23 protein-coding genes are annotated in these 21,082 nt (G+C 57.3%); 13 read left to right on the forward strand and 10 right to left on the reverse strand.

What is annotated here, in order from left to right:
• Window positions 1–14: 14 nt before the first annotated feature.
• The 8 genes from sdhA to RUA4292_RS17665 all read right to left on the reverse strand — a co-directional run bounded on the left by sdhA (window position 15) and on the right by RUA4292_RS17665 (window position 6,200).
• Window positions 15–1,823 (reverse strand): succinate dehydrogenase flavoprotein subunit, encoded by a 1,809-nt coding sequence (gene sdhA, locus RUA4292_RS17630; protein ID WP_058278782.1) that lies wholly within the window; start codon window positions 1,821–1,823, stop codon window positions 15–17.
• 24 nt (window positions 1,824–1,847) lie between these two features.
• Entirely contained in the window at window positions 1,848–2,219 is a 372-nt protein-coding gene (gene sdhD / locus RUA4292_RS17635; RefSeq protein WP_058278783.1) for a succinate dehydrogenase, hydrophobic membrane anchor protein, read from the reverse strand.
• 11 nt (window positions 2,220–2,230) lie between these two features.
• Entirely contained in the window at window positions 2,231–2,614 is a 384-nt protein-coding gene (gene sdhC / locus RUA4292_RS17640; RefSeq protein WP_058278905.1) for a succinate dehydrogenase, cytochrome b556 subunit, read from the reverse strand.
• 200 nt (window positions 2,615–2,814) lie between these two features.
• On the reverse strand, window positions 2,815–3,477 hold the full coding sequence (locus RUA4292_RS17645) for a DUF1194 domain-containing protein (RefSeq protein ID WP_058278906.1): 663 nt from the start codon (window positions 3,475–3,477) through the stop codon (window positions 2,815–2,817).
• Window positions 3,478–3,534: 57 nt separating this feature from the next.
• Window positions 3,535–4,563: a MaoC family dehydratase gene (locus tag RUA4292_RS17650; protein ID WP_058278784.1), complete on the reverse strand. Its 1,029-nt coding sequence runs from the start codon at window positions 4,561–4,563 to the stop codon at window positions 3,535–3,537.
• A complete protein-coding gene (locus RUA4292_RS17655) occupies window positions 4,563–4,769 on the reverse strand; it encodes a DUF1737 domain-containing protein (protein WP_058278785.1) in 207 nt (68 codons plus the stop codon). The genes RUA4292_RS17650 and RUA4292_RS17655 overlap by 1 nt, the downstream gene beginning before the upstream one ends.
• Window positions 4,770–4,781: 12 nt before the next feature.
• Window positions 4,782–5,336 carry an NnrU family protein gene (locus RUA4292_RS17660; RefSeq protein WP_058278786.1) on the reverse strand — a complete coding sequence of 185 codons (555 nt, stop codon included), beginning with the start codon at window positions 5,334–5,336 and terminating at the stop codon, window positions 4,782–4,784.
• A 6-nt stretch (window positions 5,337–5,342) separates the two neighbouring features.
• On the reverse strand, window positions 5,343–6,200 hold the full coding sequence (locus RUA4292_RS17665; protein ID WP_058278787.1) for an HpcH/HpaI aldolase/citrate lyase family protein: 858 nt from the start codon (window positions 6,198–6,200) through the stop codon (window positions 5,343–5,345).
• Window positions 6,201–6,370: 170 nt separating this feature from the next.
• Here RUA4292_RS17665 and RUA4292_RS17670 point away from each other — a divergent pair, with 170 nt between their 5' ends.
• On the forward strand, window positions 6,371–6,670 hold the full coding sequence (locus RUA4292_RS17670; protein ID WP_058278907.1) for a hypothetical protein: 300 nt from the start codon (window positions 6,371–6,373) through the stop codon (window positions 6,668–6,670).
• Here RUA4292_RS17670 and RUA4292_RS17675 read toward each other — a convergent pair whose 3' ends face one another.
• On the reverse strand, window positions 6,671–7,426 hold the full coding sequence (locus RUA4292_RS17675; protein ID WP_058273684.1) for a sulfite exporter TauE/SafE family protein: 756 nt from the start codon (window positions 7,424–7,426) through the stop codon (window positions 6,671–6,673).
• A 160-nt stretch (window positions 7,427–7,586) separates the two neighbouring features.
• Here RUA4292_RS17675 and mdh point away from each other — a divergent pair, with 160 nt between their 5' ends.
• The 11 genes from mdh to lpdA all read left to right on the forward strand — a co-directional run bounded on the left by mdh (window position 7,587) and on the right by lpdA (window position 19,786).
• Complete coding sequence (gene mdh, locus RUA4292_RS17680; RefSeq protein ID WP_058273532.1) at window positions 7,587–8,549, forward strand: malate dehydrogenase; 963 nt, start codon at window positions 7,587–7,589, stop codon at window positions 8,547–8,549.
• Window positions 8,550–8,912: 363 nt separating this feature from the next.
• A complete protein-coding gene (sucC, locus tag RUA4292_RS17685) occupies window positions 8,913–10,106 on the forward strand; it encodes an ADP-forming succinate--CoA ligase subunit beta (RefSeq protein ID WP_058278788.1) in 1,194 nt (397 codons plus the stop codon).
• A 183-nt stretch (window positions 10,107–10,289) separates the two neighbouring features.
• Entirely contained in the window at window positions 10,290–10,817 is a 528-nt protein-coding gene (locus tag RUA4292_RS17690; RefSeq protein WP_158507063.1) for a class I SAM-dependent methyltransferase, read from the forward strand.
• A 77-nt stretch (window positions 10,818–10,894) separates the two neighbouring features.
• Complete coding sequence (sucD, locus tag RUA4292_RS17695) at window positions 10,895–11,776, forward strand: succinate--CoA ligase subunit alpha (RefSeq protein ID WP_058278790.1); 882 nt, start codon at window positions 10,895–10,897, stop codon at window positions 11,774–11,776.
• Between the two features lie 120 nt (window positions 11,777–11,896).
• Window positions 11,897–12,472 carry a hypothetical protein gene (locus tag RUA4292_RS17700; RefSeq protein WP_158507064.1) on the forward strand — a complete coding sequence of 192 codons (576 nt, stop codon included), beginning with the start codon at window positions 11,897–11,899 and terminating at the stop codon, window positions 12,470–12,472.
• A 75-nt stretch (window positions 12,473–12,547) separates the two neighbouring features.
• Window positions 12,548–13,090: a DUF805 domain-containing protein gene (locus RUA4292_RS17705; protein WP_058278792.1), complete on the forward strand. Its 543-nt coding sequence runs from the start codon at window positions 12,548–12,550 to the stop codon at window positions 13,088–13,090.
• Window positions 13,087–16,044, forward strand: coding sequence for a 2-oxoglutarate dehydrogenase E1 component (locus RUA4292_RS17710; RefSeq protein ID WP_058278793.1), 2,958 nt, complete (start codon window positions 13,087–13,089; stop codon window positions 16,042–16,044). The genes RUA4292_RS17705 and RUA4292_RS17710 overlap by 4 nt, the downstream gene beginning before the upstream one ends.
• A gap of 3 nt (window positions 16,045–16,047) precedes the next feature.
• Window positions 16,048–17,562, forward strand: coding sequence for a 2-oxoglutarate dehydrogenase complex dihydrolipoyllysine-residue succinyltransferase (gene odhB, locus RUA4292_RS17715; RefSeq protein ID WP_058278794.1), 1,515 nt, complete (start codon window positions 16,048–16,050; stop codon window positions 17,560–17,562).
• A 2-nt stretch (window positions 17,563–17,564) separates the two neighbouring features.
• Complete coding sequence (locus RUA4292_RS17720; RefSeq protein ID WP_058278795.1) at window positions 17,565–17,834, forward strand: hypothetical protein; 270 nt, start codon at window positions 17,565–17,567, stop codon at window positions 17,832–17,834.
• 84 nt (window positions 17,835–17,918) lie between these two features.
• Entirely contained in the window at window positions 17,919–18,308 is a 390-nt protein-coding gene (locus tag RUA4292_RS17725) for an MAPEG family protein (RefSeq protein ID WP_058278796.1), read from the forward strand.
• An 89-nt stretch (window positions 18,309–18,397) separates the two neighbouring features.
• Window positions 18,398–19,786, forward strand: coding sequence for a dihydrolipoyl dehydrogenase (lpdA, locus tag RUA4292_RS17730; RefSeq protein ID WP_058278797.1), 1,389 nt, complete (start codon window positions 18,398–18,400; stop codon window positions 19,784–19,786).
• Between the two features lie 20 nt (window positions 19,787–19,806).
• Here the strand turns inward: lpdA and RUA4292_RS17735 are convergent, their stop codons facing one another.
• Window positions 19,807–20,385, reverse strand: a complete 579-nt coding sequence (locus RUA4292_RS17735) for a TetR/AcrR family transcriptional regulator (RefSeq protein WP_058278798.1) — start codon at window positions 20,383–20,385, stop codon at window positions 19,807–19,809.
• 102 nt (window positions 20,386–20,487) lie between these two features.
• Between RUA4292_RS17735 and RUA4292_RS17740 the strand changes: the two genes are divergently transcribed.
• A complete protein-coding gene (locus RUA4292_RS17740; RefSeq protein ID WP_058278799.1) occupies window positions 20,488–21,081 on the forward strand; it encodes an NAD(P)H-dependent oxidoreductase in 594 nt (197 codons plus the stop codon).
• The last annotated feature ends 1 nt before the right edge of the window (window position 21,082 follow it).

The following is a 21,082-nucleotide window of genomic DNA, read 5'->3' on the forward strand; positions in this document are numbered from 1 at the left end:
CCAGAAATACCCGGTCAGAACGTGCGCGCCTTCGGAGCGATTTTCTTCAGGCTGATGCCACCTTCAGCTTCGGTGCTGAGCGGATCAACAATCACCGGGCGATAGCTGAGTTCGACTTTGTTGCCATCAACACGGGACACCGTGTGTACGCGCCAGTTTTCATCGTCACGTTCGGTGAAGTCCTCATGCGCATGTGCGCCGCGGGATTCTTTGCGTGCCTCGGCACCAACAATCGTGGCAAGAGCGCTTGGCATCAGGTTGGTCAGCTCCAGCGTTTCCATCAGGTCGCTGTTCCAGACCAGCGAGCGGTCGCTGACTTTCAGGTCGTCCATCTTGGCGGCGATCGCCGTCATCTTGTCGACGCCCTCGGCCATGGTTTTTGCTGTCCGGAAGACCGCTGCGTCTTCCTGCATGGTCTTCTGCATCTCAAGACGCAGATCGGCGGTAGCGATTGCACCGCTGGCATTACGTACCGCGTCAAAGCGGTCGAACGCCTTATCGACGGACGCCTGATTCAGCACCGGGTTTGGTGCCTCGGCATCCACAACCTTGCCCGCTTTGATTGCAGCAGCGCGGCCAAACACTACGAGGTCGATCAGTGAGTTCGAGCCCAAACGGTTCGCCCCGTGAACCGAGGCACAGCCTGCTTCACCCACAGCCATCAATCCGGGGACAACGCCCGTCGGGTTGTCAGCGGTCGGGTTCAGAACCTCACCCCAATAGTTGGTTGGAATGCCGCCCATGTTGTAGTGCACGGTCGGCAGAACCGGGATCGGTTCCTTGGTGACGTCTACGCCCGCAAAAACGCGCGCCGACTCCGAAATACCTGGCAGACGTTCGGCCAGCGCCTCGGCCGGCAGGTGGCTGAGGTTCAGGTGAATGTGGTCGCCACCGTCACCATGGCCACGACCTTCGCGGATCTCCATTGTCATCGACCGCGAGACGTAGTCACGCGGCGCGAGGTCCTTGTACTGGGGCGCATAACGCTCCATGAACCGTTCGCCTTCGGAGTTGGTTAGGTAACCGCCCTCACCACGCGCGCCTTCGGTGATCAGGCAGCCAGAGCCGTAGATGCCGGTCGGGTGGAATTGAACGAATTCCATATCCTGCAGGGCCAGACCCGCGCGGGCCACCATGCCGCCACCATCACCGGTGCAGGTGTGGGCCGATGTTGCGCTGAAATAGGCGCGGCCATAACCGCCTGTCGCCAGCACAACCATCTTGGCGTTGAAGACATGCATCGTTCCGTCGTCCAGCTTCCAGCAGACAACGCCCTGACACTGCCCGTCTTCGGACATGATTAGGTCGATGGCGAAGTATTCGATATAAAATTCAGCGTTGTTCTTCAGCGACTGACCATACAGCGTGTGCAGGATTGCGTGACCGGTCCGGTCAGCAGCCGCACAGGTCCGCTGCACGGCCGGGCCTTCACCAAACTCGGTGGTGTGACCGCCGAAGGGACGCTGGTAGATCTTGCCTTCCTCAGTCCGGCTGAACGGCACGCCATAGTGTTCCAGTTCGTACACAGCCTTGGGGGCTTCACGCGCAAGGTATTCCATCGCGTCGGTGTCACCCAGCCAGTCCGAGCCTTTGACGGTGTCGTACATGTGCCACTGCCAGTGGTCCGGGCCCATATTGGACAGAGATGCGGCGATTCCGCCCTGCGCGGCAACCGTGTGCGAGCGTGTCGGAAACACCTTCGTGACACATGCCGTGCGCAGACCTTGTTCTGCCATGCCCAGCGTGGCGCGCAGACCAGCGCCGCCAGCGCCGACAACAACCACGTCATATTCGTGTGTTTCGTATTCGTATGCAGCTGTCATTTGATTATTTCCTTACCGCGCGTTTCACAGAGCCAGCTTGATCAGGGCAAACAGCCCGGCAGCTATCAATGTGTAGCCAAACGCCGCGACGGCCATGAGGCTCAGCTTTTCTGCGACACCGTGGACATAGTCTTCAATTGCGACCTGAGTTTCGTGGACCAGATGGATGATGACGACAACCATTGTCAGCCCGGTCACAATCGCCGGGAAGGGACGGCCATAATAAACCAGGACTTCTTCGTATGACCTGCCCAAACCGTTTGCGAAGACGAAAACAAACAGCGGTACAAGAAAGACAAGTGCCGCCGAGCTGACCATCATCTGCCAGTGATGATGCGTACCTTCGCCTCCGGCACCGGTACCCTGCGCGCGTTTGCGGTCAGTGAGGTAATTCATGGCCAATCTCCTTAAACCGCAATTGCCGTGATGAAGGCGAGGATGGTGGCCAACACCAGCATGCCGATCCCCATCTTTTCGGAGATACCGACATCTACGCAATACCCCAGATCCCAAATCACGTGACGCAGACGACCCAGCATGTGATAGAAGATCGCCCAGGTCGCAGCGAACATCACCAGATCACCCAGCCAGCTTCTCATCAGCCCATCGATGAAGTTGAATGCCGTTTCGGACGTTGCCGCCGCCAGAAACCACCAGACGACAAAGAATGCGATCGCAAGTGACGCAATACCCGTGATGCGCACAAGGATCGATGTCATCGAAGTCAGTTGGGGGCGGTAGATCGTGAGGTGAGGTGAAAGAGGGCGGTTGCCCCGATTTACATCGGCCATGTTGGCTCCTTTACGGTTGGCTTCCGAAGGTTTTACTGTTTTTTGCGGTTCTGTCACGTGCTGCAGATGCAAAAAAGTTCACAATTGACGCAAAATGACGGATATTTGCATAATGTGATCACACAAAATAAACTCGTGATCACAAATTGTTTTCAATCCATCACGATGTTAGCGCCTGCAGATTCGATTCTGTTGTGCGGCTATTTCAAATCAGCGGTTTGCTGGGTCACCTCGCGCAGCAGTTTCTTACGAATCCGCTCGGGATAGTCTGCAAACCCTGAGGCTGAGACGACAAACGCCCCCTCGCCCACGATCACATTTTCAAAGAAATACGCGGTCAGATCCGGTTCGCTTTCTTCGATTGCAATCGCGTTCACCGTCACACCGCGTGTCCGCAGAAATCTGTGGACGTCCGATGGTTCAACCCCCTCGTTCGACACCCCATCGCCAGAGATATCGATCAGGTGGCGTTTGCAATCCGACACCGTATCGAAATAGGACATGGTCGATTCCAGCGCCTCGCCAATTGCGGTGGAAAAGTTGCGCCAGACCCTTGGATCGTTGGCCACTTTTACAGCAAACTGATCAATTGCCTCGAAACTGTCGATATGTGTCCACGGAACGGTGACCATCTGGCGAGAGGACCCTGTCCACTGCACCAGCATCACGCGGGCTTTCCCGCGCACCAATGCCTCGGACACGATCGGGTCACGCAAACCGGCTGCTAGGCCATCCATTTGTATTCGATACTCAGTCGAATCGACTGACCCTGAGACATCTACGGCCAGCGCCAACGCCAGATCGCAGGCATAAGCGGGTGGCGTCAGACAGACGCAGGCAGCTATTGTGCGAAGCAAGGTCATGACCACAGCCTAACACGATTGGCGCTGGCTGCGATCAAATGAATGTCACCACGAGTATCAGATCGGCATCAAAGCCCAGTAATCCAGATCAAGCAGGACATTGGGCAGATAACGACCGTCTTCGTTTTTCAACTCAAACGGCGCGCCGCCCTTGGTTGCGACCAACCGTAGGCGCACGGCGCCGACGCCCGGAATGGCAGTTTCCGCCTTGTCCAGAACTTCGGACCAGGCCTTGATCGTGTCGCCCGCAAAACAGGGGTTAGCGTGCGCGCCACCGTTCAGGCCAACGATCATCTGTGCATTAGCCAGCCCGTTGAACGACAGGGTCCGCGCCATGGAAATCACGTGACCGCCATAGATCAGCCGCCCTTCGGGGCGGAAGGTCAGATCGAAATGCACCTTGGCAGTGTTCTGCCACAGGCGGGTGGCCAGCATATGCTCGGCCTCTTCGACCGTGACGCCATCGACGTGATCAATGGTCTCGCCAATCTCATAGTCGCCCCAGCGATGCGCCTCACCAGCCTGAGCGAAATCGTACTGAGAGAAATCAAGGCCCTCGGGCGCGATCAGGTCCTTCACGTCCAGTGCCTTTTTCAGTTCAGGCACCACAGTCTCGGGCGCGGGCCCATCCAGATTCGATTTCCGAACCATGACCCAACGCACGTATTCAATGACGACTTCATCGTGCTGATTCAGACCACGCGTGTGCACCCAGACGACACCAGTCTTTCCATTCGAGTTCTGTTTGAGACCGATCACCTCGGATTCCGAGCGCAAAGTATCGCCGGGATAGACCGGCTTTAGCCAGCGCCCTTCGGCATAACCCAGATTAGCCACGGCATTCAGCGAAATATCCGGGACAGTTTTGCCAAACACGACATGAAACGCCGCCAAATCATCAATGGGACTTTGCGGCAGACCACAATTCCGGGCGAATTCGTCCGAGGAATACAGTGCATGCCGCGCCGGATAGAGCGCGTGGTACAGCGCCCGCTCGCCATTGGTCACCGTGCGCGGCACGGCATGGTGCAATACCTGACCAATGGAATAGTCCTCAAAAAAGCGGCCCGGATTGGTTTTTGCCATTATTGCTGTCCCAGTTTCATGTCAGGTGAATAGTCGGCCTCGACTTCTTTAGTCACGGCCTGTGCGCAACGCATCACGCTGTTCGTGGCGTCATAGGCATAAGTTGGGTCGCCATACAGATCCCAGCCTTTCGCCAAAGCATCTGACACTTTGTGGCAGAAGGCCGAGGTGTCTTCTTCGGTCAACAAACGGTATAGTTTTACCATGATGTCAAATCCTTACGAGGGGAACGGCGACGGGCCGACCAGCCCGTGAACGTAGCCGATGACACCCAGCAGCACGATCGAGGCCACAAAGAACATCGCGTCCCTCCCATAGGTTCCGGGTTCACCGGGGGTCCAATCCGGCTCGGATTTGTTGATCACGATCACTTCGACCACAGCCCAGGCCAACAAACCGCCAAACAGAATGATCGAGGCCAGATCGCCATTGACCAGCAAATGCGCAAAAGCCCACAGTTTAAACCCGCCCAGCATCGGATGGCGTAGCTTGTTCAGTAGGCGGCCCTTGGTTCCGGCGGGGCTCATCATGTAGATCGCAATCAACACCAGCAGGTTATTGATGTGGATCATAAAACTCGGCGGGGCCCAGACATGGATGAAGTCGGTCATGCGATAGCCGAAGATCATCAGCAGGATCGATGCCACCAAGGCCAGCGCGACCGCGCCCTTGCCGGCGTCGCCCATCGCAGCGCGACGCTCTGGCATCACACGTTTGAACAGATGCGCGGCCCACCAAAGTGCCACACCGAGAATGAGAAGAAAAAAGCCCATGCTGGCTTACCCCGCTTGCAAAGCTGTAATTGCCTCCGCTTTTGCCAGAATTTCGCGGGCAGTTACAACGTGCAGATTTTCAACGATCTTGCCGTCGACCACGGCAACGCCCTGTCCTTGCGCCTCAACCTCTTCGAAAGCGGCAATCTGGCGACGGGCCAGATCGATCTCGGTCTCCGACGGGGCATAGGCTGCATTGGTGACATCGACCTGTGCGGGATGGATTAGGGTTTTACCGTCAAAACCCATGTCGCGGCCTTGCGCACATTCGGCGGCCAGACCTTCGGCGTCCTTGAATGCGTTGTAGACACCATCGACAACGATCAACCCCTCGGCCTTGGCGGCTAGCAGGCACAGGCCCAGCGAAGTCATCAGGGGCAGGCGATCTGGACGGAAGCGGGTTTGCAACTCCTTCGCCAAATCATTTGTACCCATGACAAACCCCGCCATCAGCGGATGGGCGGCAATCTCGGCCGCATTGAGCATCCCGCGCGGGGTTTCCATCATCGCCCAGATTGGCAGGTCACCGGTAATCGCGGCCAATGCGTCCACGTCCGCAGCTGAATTCACCTTGGGCAGCAGGACCACATCGGCATCCATCTCGCGCACGGCCTCAGCGTCAGCACGGCCCCATTCGGTATCCAGACCGTTGATGCGCACGATCTTGACCCGTTCCCCATAACCGCCCGCGGCCAGAGCCGCCTTAAGCGTTTCGCGTGCATTGCCCTTCTCATCGGCAGAAACCGCGTCTTCCAGATCAAAAATGATCGCGTCCACAGGCAAAGTGCGTGCCTTGTCCAGCGCCCGGTCTTTCGAACCGGGGATATAAAGAACAGAGCGATAGGGGCGCTGGCGCGAGTCCATTGGCTTCTCCCGAAGAAATAAAGTTGCGCGGAATGGGGCATTTTTTGTCGGAAAGTTCAAGCGCAAAATCGCCGCGTCGCAGCATTTGCGACGCAACGTGCGTTCCTTTAACCGGATTTCGGTTCAACGGCGGGACCCTGACCCGCAAAGGAAATCGAAAAGGGTCAAAGATGCACAAGACACTGCTAAAGATGACGATGGGCCTCGGAATCATGGTTCTGGCTGCGCAACAGGCCCACGCCCGCAACTGCGCACCACGTGACGAGGTGATAAAACGGCTGACCGAAACTTACGGCGAAACGCGCCAGGGGATCGGCATCGCGCGTCAAGGCGCAGTGATGGAGCTCTATGCGTCGGACCAAAGCGGCAACTGGACGATCACCGTGACACTGCCGGATGGAATGACCTGCCTTGTTGCCTCGGGTCAGGCTTATGAAATGATCGCCGATGCCCTGCCGCCCAACGTCTGATCAGGTCAAAGCGTCCCAGATCAGTTTACTGCCCGTGAGCGTCAGCAGCACATAGGCGATGCCAAAGAACAGGCGCTCGGACAGCATGAAATGCGCCCGGACGCCCAGCCAGGCACCAAGAATCGCAAATGGTGTCAAAAGCAGATCGGCCCACGCGGTGTGCCAAGTGAAAAGGCCAAGATAGGCGTAAGGCACAAATTTCGTGATGTTGATGACCCAGAAGGCCAATACAGTGCTGGCCTGAAACTCGGTCTTCGACAGGCGTTGCGACAGCAGGTAAACGGCGGCTGGCGGGCCGCCCGCATGGCTGACAAAGCTGGTGAAGCCAGCAACCAGTCCAGCGAACAGTCCGGCGGGGGCAGGCAGTCTGTTTGTGAAGCCGCGCACCCAGCCTTTGGATTGACTGACGTGCCAAACGACAAAACCAATGGAAATCCCCCCGATCAGTAGGCGCAGCAGATCATCATCGGTGGCGCGGTAAAGCCATGCGCCCAACGCCACGCCAGGCACGGCCCCAAGGATCAACAGGCGCGAATCCGGCCAGCTCCAGCGTTTCCAATAGGGCCCAAGAGTTGCAACATCGATCACCATCAAAATCGGCAGCATCAGGGCCAGTGCCTGCCCCGGCTCCAATATCAACGCCAGAATCGATGAGGACGCAAAGGCCACGCCCGAGCCAAAGCCACCCTTCGAAATACCCGCAAAGATCACAGCCGGGATCGCTACAACAAAAAACATCAGGTTCAATTCGAACATGCAGCGCCCCGGTTTCGGCCTGTATCCTTGGCCGTTTAGCGCAATCAGCCCAGGCGGTGCAAACGGTATGCGGTTGCATGCCGCGCCGCTGAACACTTGCGCGAAAGCCATTTAGCGACTAGCACAGCCGCGATTTCAATTCCGACCGGAGATTTTCCAAATGGCCAGACCCAAGATTGCGCTTATCGGCGCTGGGAACATCGGCGGCACGCTTGCGCACCTCGCAGCTGTCAAAGAACTGGGTGACGTAGTCCTGTTCGACATCGCAGACGGGCTGCCGCAAGGCAAAGCGCTCGACATCGCTGAATCCGGCCCTTCGGAAGGGTTCGACGCAGCCATGTCCGGCACCAGCGATTATGCCGATATCGCAGGCGCAGACGTCTGCATCGTCACCGCTGGCGTCGCCCGCAAACCCGGCATGAGCCGCGATGACTTGTTGGGCATTAACCTGAAAGTCATGAAGTCGGTTGGCGAAGGCATTGCAGCCCACGCGCCCGACGCGTTCGTGATCTGCATCACCAACCCGCTGGATGCGATGGTCTGGGCTCTGCGAGAATTCTCGGGTCTGCCGCACAACAAAGTCTGCGGCATGGCAGGCGTTCTGGACTCGGCCCGTTTCGCACACTTCCTTTCTGAAGAGTTCAACGTTTCGATGCGCGACGTCACCGCGTTTGTTCTGGGCGGCCACGGCGACACCATGGTACCTTCGGTGCGTTATTCGACCGTTGCCGGTATCCCCCTGCCCGATCTGGTCGAGATGGGCTGGACCACGCAAGACAAGCTGGACGCTATCGTTCAGCGAACCCGTGACGGCGGTGCCGAGATCGTTGGCCTGCTGAAAACCGGTTCGGCCTACTACGCACCTGCCACTTCGGCGATCGAAATGGCCGAAGCCTATCTGAAAGACCAGAAGCGCGTACTGCCTTGCGCCGCATACTGCAGCGGCGAGCTGGGAGTTGACGGTCTCTATGTCGGCGTTCCGACCGTGATCGGCGCCGGTGGCGTCGAACGGATCGTCGACATCAAGCTGAACGAAGACGAACAAGCCGGGTTCGACAATTCGGTCAATGCCGTCAAAGGCCTGATCGAAGCTTGCAAGGGCATCGACAGCTCGCTGGCCTGATCCCTTTTCAGCGGTAATTCAGGACCCGGTTTACCATTGGTGAGCCGGGTTTTTCTTTGGACGATTGCGGCGCCATTGAATCGACATTTCCTCGGCACAGCTGCCATGTAATCGTTTGAATCCGCCATCTCGGCGGACCGGCTAGGTTTAGCGCTAGCTGAATTCTCTCTTTATTCTAAAGGCCGTCAACGACGACGAATCAAACGGGCAACCTTCATTACATTTTGTGATCACACCCAAAAAAACCGTGATCACAAATAATGAAAATCTTCGTGAAAAACTGCTCCCCTGTCAAAAAACCCTTTAAACTTGCCCCCTAGACACCCCTATAACGGTGTAACGCAGTCAGACAGGACAGTTTCGATGAACATTCACGAATATCAGGCCAAAGCGCTTCTTCGCAGCTATGGCGCTCCGGTCTCCGAAGGTCGCGCGGTTCTGCGCGCTGAGGAAGCCAAAACCGCAGCCGGTGAACTGGATGGCCCGCTCTGGGTTGTCAAAGCACAGATCCACGCGGGTGGCCGCGGCAAGGGCTCCTTCAAAGAGGCTGACGCCGGTGAAAAAGGCGGTGTTCGTCTGACCAAGTCGGTGGAAGAAGCATCCGAGGAAGCCAAGAAGATGCTGGGCCGTACGCTGGTCACGCATCAAACCGGCCCTGCGGGCAAGCAAGTCAACCGCATCTACATCGAAGCCGGTTCCGGCATCGAGCGTGAACTGTACCTTGCCCTGCTGGTGGATCGCCAGACAAGCCGCATCTCATTCGTGTGTTCGACCGAAGGTGGTATGGACATCGAAGAGGTTGCCGCGGCAACGCCCGAGAAAATCCTGTCCTTCTCGGTCGATCCGGCAACAGGCTATCAGCCCTATCATGGCCGCCGCATCGCCTTCTCGCTGGGCCTGGAGGGCGCGCAGGTCAAACAGTGCGTCAAACTGATGAGCCAGCTGTATGCTGCCTTCGTCGAAAAGGACATGGAGATGCTGGAAATCAACCCGCTGATCGTGTCCGACAAGGGCGACCTGAAAGTGCTGGACGCCAAGGTCGGCTTTGACGGTAACGCGGTCTACCGCCATCCGGATATTGCCGAGCTGCGCGACACGACCGAGGAAGACCCCAAGGAACTGGAAGCCAGCAAATACGACCTGAACTACATCGCGCTGGATGGTGAGATTGGTTGCATGGTGAACGGTGCCGGTCTGGCGATGGCGACGATGGACATCATCAAACTGTATGGGGCCGAGCCTGCCAACTTCCTCGACGTGGGTGGCGGTGCCACCAAAGAGAAAGTGACCGAGGCGTTCAAGATCATCACCTCTGACCCGCAGGTCAAAGGCATTCTGGTCAACATCTTCGGCGGCATCATGCGCTGTGACGTGATTGCCGAGGGCGTTGTCGCCGCAGTGAAAGAAGTCGGCCTCAAAGTTCCGCTGGTTGTGCGTCTTGAAGGCACGAATGTCGAGAAGGGCAAAGAGATCATCAACACCTCTGGCCTGGACGTGATCGCGGCGGACAACCTGAAAGACGGTGCCGAGAAGATCGTGAAGGCGGTTAAAGGCTGAGTTAGATAAGCCGGTTCATTTCTCGGGATCCGAAGAAAGTGTGTGATGCGTAGCGGTGTTAGAAATGCGTTCGAGAGCAAGAGTTGGGCGGGGCGGAATGTCCCGCGCTCGGGCAATGGCTCAACGCTTGAGGCAACCGCGCCGCTTCGCCGGGCTCTTCCGGATATCTTTGAGCGATACAAGGTGAAGACATTTCTTGACGCGCCCTGTGGTGACTGGACGTGGATGCAGGAAGTGGACCTGACTGGTCTGAGTTACATTGGCGGAGATATATCTCTCGAGGTGGTTCAGTCCGTTCAAGAAAAACACGCAGCGCCGGGTCGCGAGTTTGTCCATCTGGATATAACTTCCGACACGTTGCCCCAGGTTGACCTGATGATGTGCCGGGATTGCCTTTTTCACCTAAAATGGTGGCTGCGGTGGGTGTTCTTTGAAAACTTCGTCAGAAGCGAGACACCCTACCTGCTGACCACCATGCACTACGTCCCGATCAATGAACGGCTGAAGAACAACGCTGGGTTCAAAAGGTTCAACCCCTGCGTCGCGCCTTTCAATTTCTCCGATCCGATCGAAACAATTGAAGAGACTGGTGAGATCCACCTCGATCCTGAATTTCTTCAATCGACCGAAGGCAGAGATCAACGATCGTTGGGAATTTGGTCAAGAGATCAGGTAGTTGACGCATTGGACCGGCGGAAGAATGGCTCGTGAAACAAAGACAACACGAATTGCGACTCCGGTGAATTCACTCGGCGGCGCGCTTACACAAATCAAAACGGAGGCCTAGAATGGCAGTCCTCATCGACGAAAATACCAAAGTGATCTGTCAGGGCTTTACCGGCTCACAGGGCACATTCCACAGCGAACAGGCCATTGCTTATGGCACCAAGATGGTTGGCGGCGTGACCCCCGGCAAAGGCGGGATGACCCATCTTGACCTGCCTGTGTTCAACTCGGTCCACGAGGCCAAGCACGTGACCGAGGCCAACGCCAGCGTGATCTATGTGCCGCCGCCCTTTGCAGCTGACTCGATCCTCGAAGCGATTGATGCCGAGATGGAAGTGATCGTCTGCATCACCGAAGGCATCCCGGTTCTGGACATGATGAAGGTGAAGCGCGCGCTGGAAGGCAGCAAGTCACGCCTGATCGGCCCGAACTGCCCCGGTGTCATCACGCCCGACGCCTGCAAGATCGGCATCATGCCCGGCCACATCCACAAGCGCGGCTCGGTCGGCGTTGTCTCGCGTTCAGGCACCCTGACCTATGAGGCCGTCAAACAGACCACCGATGTGGGTCTGGGCCAGTCCACCTGTGTGGGCATCGGCGGCGACCCGATCAAAGGCACCGAACATATTGACGTGCTGGAATGGTTCCTAGCCGATGACGAGACCGAGTCGATCATCATGATCGGTGAGATCGGTGGCTCGGCCGAGGAAGAAGCCGCGCAGTTCCTGGCGGATGAGGCCAAGAAAGGCCGCAAAAAGCCGACCGCCGGTTTCATCGCCGGCCGCACAGCCCCTCCGGGCCGCCGCATGGGCCACGCGGGCGCAATCGTCGCCGGCGGCAAGGGCGGTGCCGAGGACAAGATCGAAGCCATGCGTTCGGCCGGTATAGTTGTCGCAGAAAGCCCGGCGCAGCTGGGTGAAGCTGTGCTGGAAGCGATTGGGTAAGCTCGCACAAACCGTGGGTAAGCCGGGCTTCTGCCCGGCTTGCATTTACGAGCAGCTAAGTCAGACAGAGGATTTTATGTCGGCATGAACTTGAAACGGTTGTCAGCTATACTGTTCTCTATGCCGACGGCGCTCGTTGCGCCGTCCTCTGCAAGTGCAATGGATTTTTGGAAAACTATCGGCTTGTGCTCCGCTGGGCTTCAAGAGGAATCCCTGGGCGTCAATTTTCAAGAATTAGGCTGGCAGATACAAAAGCCGGACGAGAAGCGCGCGCTCGACCACTCCGCCATGTTCAACCTGCACTATATTTTGGCTTGGGGCAAAAATGGTGACTATGACATTGTTCGAGAGTTGGCGTCTCGTAGGTTTCTTGCCAAACCCGCTGGCGCGTACGATTGGGATTTTTTCTTCACCGATCCTAAAAGCGATGCGGTACTGACTGTCCGGTTGCTTGATGAAGAGCAGTTGTGCTTTTTGACGTCAAGCCGCCCCCCCTTCGAGGTTGTCAAAGCACCTCAAACTGAAAAAGTACGGGAATTTCAGTTCGGGAAATTTAGTAAAGATGATACCCAGATAACTCTTTATAATGCTCTAGCAATAGCAAGCATGGCGTACGAACGGTTTGAAAAAGCAATTGTCGACCTCCGTTTCAAATTTGTGGCTTTTGTGTCCAACACCGGAAACGTGCAACAATGACTAGCGGATTAAATCGGTTTCAGAGTTTCACTTTGCCTGTCGCTCCACCAACACGGATGCACATGAGGTGACCCCATGACCTTTTCCTACGCCATCCGCACCTGTTTCTCCAAGTTCTTCACCTACTCGGGGCGTGCCTCACGGCCCGAATATTGGTTCTTTCTCCTGTTCATCGTGATCTGGAACATCATCGCCGGGATCATCGACTGGCAGTTCTTCACTCAGGTCTCGGTCAGCCAGACTGACGAGGTCAAAGCCGTAACTGCGACGTCCTCTGCGCCAGTACAAAGCATCGTCGGCCTGATCGTCTTTTTCCCGCATCTGGCCGTCGCGTGGCGGCGGATGCATGATACCGGGCGCAGCGGGCTATATGCTCTGTTGCCGATCCTGCTGATCCTCGGGGCCTTTGCGGTTTTGATCTTTGGCATCGGCCTTGCCTCCAGTTTCCAGCATGGCGGCGATCTGGACATCCTGTTCACCCGCGCCACTTTGCTGGTCGTTATCCCGACACTGCTTGTTTTGTTTGTGTCGCCCCTCCTGGTTCTGTGGTGGCTGACCCGCCCCAGCCAGCCAGGCACCAACCAATACGGTCCCAACCCATATGAGGTAGCCCAATGACCGAACATACGCCCAACTCTGCCTTTCATGCCTCAAGCTTTATGCAGGGGCATAATGCTGAATATCTGGAGCAGCTTTATGCCCAGTACGCCAAGGACCCGAACGCTGTAGATGCGGCCTGGGTCGATTTTTTCCGGGCGATGGGCGACGCCACGCCGGACGTCCAGCGCGAGGCCGAAGGACCATCCTGGGCTCGGACCGACTGGCCTCCGATGCCGACGGATGATCTGACCGGAGCGTTGACCGGAGAGTGGGCCGAAATCGACGCCAAGGCAGCAGGCGACAAGATTAAGGACAAGGCCGAGGCCAAGGGCGTTCAGGTCAGCGAAGACCAAATCAAACGCGCCGTTCTGGACAGTCTGCGGGCACTGATGCTGATCCGGGCTTATCGTATCCGGGGCCATCTTGCTGCTAATCTGGACCCGTTGGGCATGCGCGCCGCCAGCACCCACCCGGAATTGGACCCCAGGACGTATGGCTTCACCGAAGCCGACATGGACCGCCCGATCTTTATCGACAACGTGCTGGGATTGCAGATGGCCAGCATGCGCCAGATTGTCGAGATCGTGAAACGGACCTATTGCGGCACATTCGCGCTGCAGTACATGCATATCTCAAATCCGGAAGAAGCCGCGTGGCTGAAAGAACGGATCGAAGGGTACGGCAAGGAAATTCAGTTCACCAAGGAAGGCCGCAAGGCGATCCTGAACAAGATGGTCGAGGCCGAAGGCTTCGAGAAGTTCCTGCACGTTAAATACATGGGCACCAAGCGTTTCGGCCTGGACGGCGGCGAAGCCTTGATCCCCGCGATGGAGCAGATCATCAAGCGCGGCGGTGCGCTGGGTGTCAGTGATATCGTCATCGGCATGCCGCACCGGGGCCGCCTGAACATTCTGGCCAACGTGATGCGCAAACCCTATCGCGCCATCTTCAACGAGTTCCAGGGCGGCAGCTTCAAACCCGAAGATGTGGATGGTTCCGGCGATGTGAAATACCACCTCGGCGCGTCCAGCGACCGTGAATTCAATGGCAACAGTGTCCATCTGTCGCTGACTGCAAACCCCTCCCACCTTGAGGCTGTGAACCCGGTTGTTCTGGGCAAGGTTCGCGCAAAACAGGATCAGTTGGGTGACGAAGACCGGACCAAGGTGATGGGCATCCTGCTGCACGGCGATGCGGCCTTTGCGGGTCAAGGTGTTGTCGCCGAAGGCTTTGGCCTGTCCGGCCTCAAGGGTCATAAGACCGGCGGCACGATGCATATCGTGGTGAACAACCAGATTGGCTTTACCACCGCGCCGCATTTCAGCCGCTCCAGCCCCTACCCCACCGATATCGCCCTGATGGTTGAGGCACCGATCTTCCACGTGAACGGCGACGATCCCGAGGCTGTAACACATGCCGCCAAGGTTGCGACCGAATTCCGGCAGAAGTTCCACAAGGACGTGGTTATCGACATCTTCTGCTATCGCCGGTTCGGGCATAACGAGGGCGATGAGCCCATGTTCACCAACCCGATCATGTACAAGAAGATCAAGACGCATAAGACCACGCTGTCGCTGTACACCGAGCGTCTCGTGAAAGACGGCCTTATCCCCGAAGGCGAAATCGAGGATATGAAGGCCGCCTTCCAGGCGCATCTGAATGATGAGTTCGAGGCGGGCAAAGACTATAAGCCCAACAAGGCTGACTGGCTGGATGGACGCTGGTCGCATCTGGACAAGAACAAAGATGAATATGTCCGCGGCGACACGGCAATTAAACCGGAAACGCTGGCGCAGATTGGCAACGCGCTGAGCCACACACCAGCCGATATCGCAGTGCACCGTACCGTCTCGCGTCTTTTGGATCAAAAGAAACAGATGTTCGAAAGCGGCAAAGGGTTTGACTGGGCGACTGGTGAGGCCCTCGCCTTTGGCTCTCTGCTGACCGAAGGCTATCCGGTGCGCCTTTCAGGGCAGGATGCGACGCGCGGGACGTTCAGTCAGCGTCACTCGGGTTTCATACATCAGGAAACTGAAGAACGGTACTACCCGCTGAACAACATACGTGAGGGCCAGTCGAAATACGATGTGATCGACTCGATGCTCAGCGAATATGCGGTGCTGGGCTTTGAATATGGATTCTCACTGGCGGAACCAAATGCACTGACCCTGTGGGAAGCGCAATTCGGTGATTTTGCCAACGGCGCGCAAATCATGTTCGACCAGTTCATCAGCTCGGGCGAAAGCAAATGGCTGCGCATGTCCGGTCTGGTGTGCCTGTTGCCACACGGCTTCGAAGGTCAGGGGCCTGAACACTCGTCAGCGCGTCTGGAACGGTTCCTGCAGATGTGTGGCCAGGACAATTGGATCGTGGCCAACTGCACGACCCCTGCGAATTACTTTCACATCCTGCGCCGTCAGCTGCACCGGACCTTCCGCAAGCCGCTGATCTTGGTGACGCCCAAATCGTTACTGCGCCACAAGCTGGCGGTCAGCACAGCAGAAGAGTTCACCACTGGTTCAAGCTTCCATCGCGTGTTGTGGGACGATGCACAGCACGGAAACTCGGAAACCAAATTGGTCAAGGACGACAAGGTCAAACGCGTGGTGATGTGTTCCGGCAAGGTCTACTACGATCTGCTGGAAGAACGCGATGCGCGCGGCATCGATGATGTCTACCTGATGCGGATTGAGCAGTTCTATCCCTTCCCAGCTCATTCGCTGATTAATGAGCTTGAGCGCTTTAAGGGTGCCGAAATGATCTGGTGTCAGGAAGAACCCAAGAACCAGGGTGCGTGGACCTTTATCGAACCGAATATCGAATGGGTTCTGACCCGCATCGGCGCCAAGCACACACGGCCGCGTTATGTCGGCCGCTCCACATCGGCTTCTCCCGCGACCGGTCTGGCCAGCCAACACAAAGCCCAACAAGAAGCGCTGGTCGACGAAGCGCTGAGCATTGAAGGAAAATAATCGATGTCCATTGAAGTTCGAGTTCCCACGCTTGGCGAGTCGGTTACCGAAGCCACGGTTGCGACATGGTTCAAGAAACCCGGCGACGCCGTCGCGGTTGATGAAATGTTGTGTGAGTTGGAGACTGACAAGGTCACCGTCGAAGTCCCCTCTCCTGCCGCTGGCGTGATGGGCGAAATCGTCGCCGCCGAAGGTGAAACCGTTGGCGTTGACGCTCTGCTGGCCACCATCGCTGCAGGTGAAGGCGCAGCTCCTGCCCCGGTAGCCGCACCGGCCCCGGCGGCTGCGGCTGCTCCGGCGGCGTCTGGCGGCAGTGTTGACGTGATGGTGCCGACCTTGGGTGAATCCGTGACTGAAGCGACCGTTTCGACATGGTTCAAACAGGTCGGCGACAGCGTCGCACAGGACGAGATGCTGTGTGAGCTGGAAACCGACAAGGTCTCGGTCGAGGTTCCGGCCCCGGCTGCGGGTGTTCTGGCAGAAATCGTTGCCCCCGAAGGCGCAACAGTTGAGGCGTCGGCCAAACTGGCGGTGATTTCCGGCGCAGCGGCAGGGTCCGTCGCTGCTCCGGCAGCTGCGGCGGCAACCCCGGCTGCAGCAGCAAGCACCGGCAAGGACATCGCCAACGCGCCATCCGCCGAAAAAGCTATGGCAGAGGCCGGTTTGTCCGCGGATCAGGTCACAGGCACAGGTCGTGATGGGCGGATCATGAAAGAGGATGTTGCCCGCGCAGCGACTACGGCTGCGGCCCCGGCACCTGCGGCGGCAGCACCGGCACCGGCGCAAGCGCCTCGGGCACCGGTCGCAGCACAGGATGCCGCCCGCGAAGAGCGCGTGCGCATGACCCGCCTGCGCCAAACCATCGCCAAGCGTTTGAAGGATGCGCAGAACACTGCGGCAATCCTGACCACCTTCAACGAGGTGGACATGACCGAGGTGATGGGCCTGCGCAATGAATACAAAGACCTGTTCCAGAAGAAACACGGTGTGAAGCTGGGCTTTATGTCGTTCTTCACCAAGGCCTGCTGCCACGCGCTGAAAGAGGTTCCGGAAGTCAACGCCGAGATTGACGGCACAGACATCGTCTACAAGAACTTCGTTCACATGGGCGTCGCCGCCGGTACGCCTCAGGGTCTGGTTGTTCCTGTTATCCGCGATGCCGACAGCATGTCCTTTGCCGATATCGAGAAGGCCATCGCCGAAAAGGGCAAGCGCGCTCGTGATGGCAAGTTGTCCATGGCAGAGATGCAGGGCGGCACCTTCACCATCTCGAATGGTGGCGTCTATGGCTCGCTGATGTCGTCACCGATCCTGAACCCACCGCAGTCGGGTATCCTTGGCATGCACAAGATTCAGGACCGTCCAATGGTCATCAATGGTGAGATCAAGATCCGCCCGATGATGTATCTGGCACTCTCCTATGACCACCGGATTGTTGACGGCAAGGGCGCGGTGACGTTCCTTGTACGTGTGAAAGAGGCGCTGGAAGACCCGCGCCGCCTGCTGATGGATCTGTAATCATGGCAACACATGTACTCTGGCAAGCTGACGTGGCCGACTTTGATGTCTGGCTGAAGGTGTTCGAAGAAGACAAACCGATGAGGGAGGCCGCGGGCATCCGCGACCTCCATATCTGGAAAGACCCTGCTCGCAAGGACCACGCGGTCGCCTTGTTCGAGATCACCGATCTCGACCGGGCCCAGAGCTTCATCGAATCCGAAGAGCTGGCCATGCACCACGAACGTGGTGGCGTGGCACATATCCAGACCAAGGTTCTGGACCCTGTCTGAAAGCATGAGGCTGCGCCTCGCCGTTGGGGGCGCGGCACGAACGGGTAACGCGATGACTTTCGACAGCTCAAAGGGAACCACTGGATGACCACGGAACTAACCGTCCTGACCCTTGCCGCATTACTTTGGGTCGCACAATTCGTAGTCTACCTGGCTGCCGGGCACGGTAAGATTGACCTTGGTCTTGCGGTTGGCCCGCGAGATATCCCTTTTGACAAACCGGGGGTTTCGGGGCGCCTGCACCGTGCCCTCAGCAACCACACCGAAGGGTTGGTTCTGTTCGCAATTGCGGCGCTTGTCGTGACGGTTTCGGGCCAGTCGAACGGGCTCACTGCGGCCTGTAGTTGGATCTATTTGATCGCCCGCATCCTATATGTTCCAGCCTACGCAATGGGCTGGACGCCTTGGCGAACCGTGATTTGGATCGTTGGCTTGTTGGCCAACACCGTAATGTTGTTGGCGGCTGTCTTTTGATTCAGTCGCTGGCATGGATAATGTAATGGGGAAACGCCCCGGCGTGCAGAAAATTGCCGCCATCCCCGTAAACGATAAGGATCTGACACATGGCAAATTATGACGTTATCGTAATCGGATCAGGCCCCGGCGGCTATGTTTGCGCCATCCGCTGCGCTCAGCTGGGTCTGAAGACTGCCTGCGTCGAAGGGCGTGAAACTCTGGGCGGCACGTGCCTGAACGTGGGCTGTATCCCCTCGAAGGCGCTGCTGCATGCCAGCCATCAGCTTCATGAAGCCGAGCATAACTTTGCCAAGATGGGCCTGAAGGGCAAAAGCCCCTCGGTCGATTGGAAACAGATGCAGGGCTACAAGCAGGAAACGATCGACGGCAATACCAAGGGTATCGAGTTCCTGTTCAAGAAAAACAAGATCGACTGGTTGAAAGGCTGGGGCTCGATCCCTGCCGCAGGTCAGGTCAAAGTGGGCGACGAGGTTCACACCGCCAAGAACATAATTATCGCATCTGGGTCCGAACCGTCCTCGCTGCCCGGTGTCGACGTTGACGAAAAGGTTGTAGTGACTTCGACCGGCGCTCTGTCGCTGAACAAGGTGCCAAAGAAGTTGGTGGTGATCGGCGCGGGCGTGATCGGGCTGGAACTGGGCTCGGTCTATCAGCGTCTAGGCGCAGAGGTGACTGTGGTTGAATTCCTCGACGCGATCACCCCTGGCATGGACCCCGAAGTTCAGAAAACCTTCCAGCGCATCCTCAAGAAACAAGGCCTAAAATTTGTAATGGGCGCGGCGGTCCAAAAGACCGAAGCCACCAAGACCAAGGCAAAGGTGACCTACAAACTGCGCAAGGATGACAGCGAACATGTGATCGAGGCTGATACAGTACTGGTCGCCACCGGACGCAAACCGTACTCGGATGGTTTGGGTCTGGAAGCGTTGGGTGTTGAAATGACACCGCGTGGTCAGATCAAAGTGGGGGCCGATTGGCAGACAAACGTGCCGGGCATTTACGCCATCGGTGACGTAACAGAAGGCCCCATGCTGGCGCACAAAGCCGAAGATGAAGGTATGGCCGCAGCCGAGCAGGTTGCGGGCAAGCATGGGCACGTGAACTACGGCGTCATCCCGGGTGTGATCTACACCTGGCCCGAGGTCGCCAATGTTGGCGAAACCGAAGAGACCCTGAAAGAACAGGGCCGCGCCTATAAGGTCGGCAAGTTCATGTTCATGGGCAACGGCCGCGCCAAGGCGAATTTGATGACCGATGGGTTTGTCAAAATCCTGGCCGACAAGGAGACCGACCGCATTCTGGGCTGCCACATCATCGGCCCCGGTGCCGGTGATCTCATTCATGAAGTCTGTGTGGCGATGGAGTTCGGCGCCTCGGCCGAGGATCTGGCCCTGACCTGCCACGCCCACCCAACTTATTCGGAAGCCGTGCGTGAGGCTGCGTTGGCCTGTGGCAACGGACCAATCCACAGCTGATAAAAGAACCCCGGCACCCGTCAGGCTGCCGGGGTTAACCACGCGTCCAGATAGATTTCCAACCTGTCTGAGAAACTCTCTGCTTCATGCAGAGCACAAAACTTCAACGACATCGACTGAATAGCAAAAGCCTGAACACCTTCGGCCAGCAGATCAGGGGAAATGTCGTGGCGCACTTTCGCGGTTTCCAACCAGCCAGCAACCAGTCGGACATAGCGTTCGAAGCAGCGCGCTATGGGCCCGATCTCGGTGATTGCGGTAGCGCCTGAGTACCGGATGATCAGATCGAACACATAACGCTCGGACGTCATGAAGGCGTGGATCGGTCGCAGGGCATCGGCGATTTCGGGGGCCGTGCGTGGGGCGGGGCCCTGTTCGACCTGATCGAAACAGGCAACCAGCCTCTCACCAATCAGCATTTCCATTAGCGCATCTTTGTCCCGGAAATGCGCAAAAAAGGTTCCCTTTGCTACCCCGGCTGCCTGAACCACGTCTTCCACCCGCAAAGCCTGATAGCCGTTTCTCTCGATAACGTCCTCTGCGGCCTCGATTAATCGGGCGCGCGTTTTGAGGGTTCTCTTTTGAACTGTCTTTTGCATATGCTCTGTTCGCATGTTTTTTGACCGTGGTCAAATTTTGTAATTGACCACGGTCATTTTTTCCAACTATAAACTGACCACGGTCATTTTTGGAGATTCGCGATGCACCCTAAGAAAATCCTGATCCTCGACGGACACCCAGGCGAAACCAGCCTGTCCCGAACATTTGCTGAAACCTATGCTGACGCGGCCAAACGACAGGGGCACGACGTTCGCATGATTCACCTAAGCGACCTGCAATTTGACCATGACTTCGGTCAGGGAAACTATGAGGACTTCAAACCGTTGGAACCCGCATTGGAACAAGTGCTGCAGGATTTTGAATGGAGCGAACACCTTGTCCTGACGGCACCGATGTGGTGGGGCGGCTTGCCGGCCAAGCTAAAGGGGCTGATCGACCGGGCATTCATCCCTGGACGCACTTTCGACACGCGGAATACTACACGGATCGGCTTTCCAGCACCGATGCTGACAGGACGCACGGCTCGGGTCATCCTTACCTCTGACACGCCGGGTTGGTTCATGCGTTTCATCTACAGGCAAGCACTGATCCGCCAGATCCGCGATCAGATTCTGGGATTTGTCGGTTTCAAACCGACCCGGTTCACTTATTTTGCGGGCGCCAGCTATCCCAAACCTGGCAGCGTGGACCGCTGGATATCAAAGGTAGCCCGGATCGGTGCTGCGGCAGCCTGAT

Source organism: Ruegeria atlantica (assembly GCF_001458195.1).
In the GTDB taxonomy this organism is placed as follows: Bacteria; Pseudomonadota; Alphaproteobacteria; order Rhodobacterales; family Rhodobacteraceae; genus Ruegeria; species Ruegeria atlantica.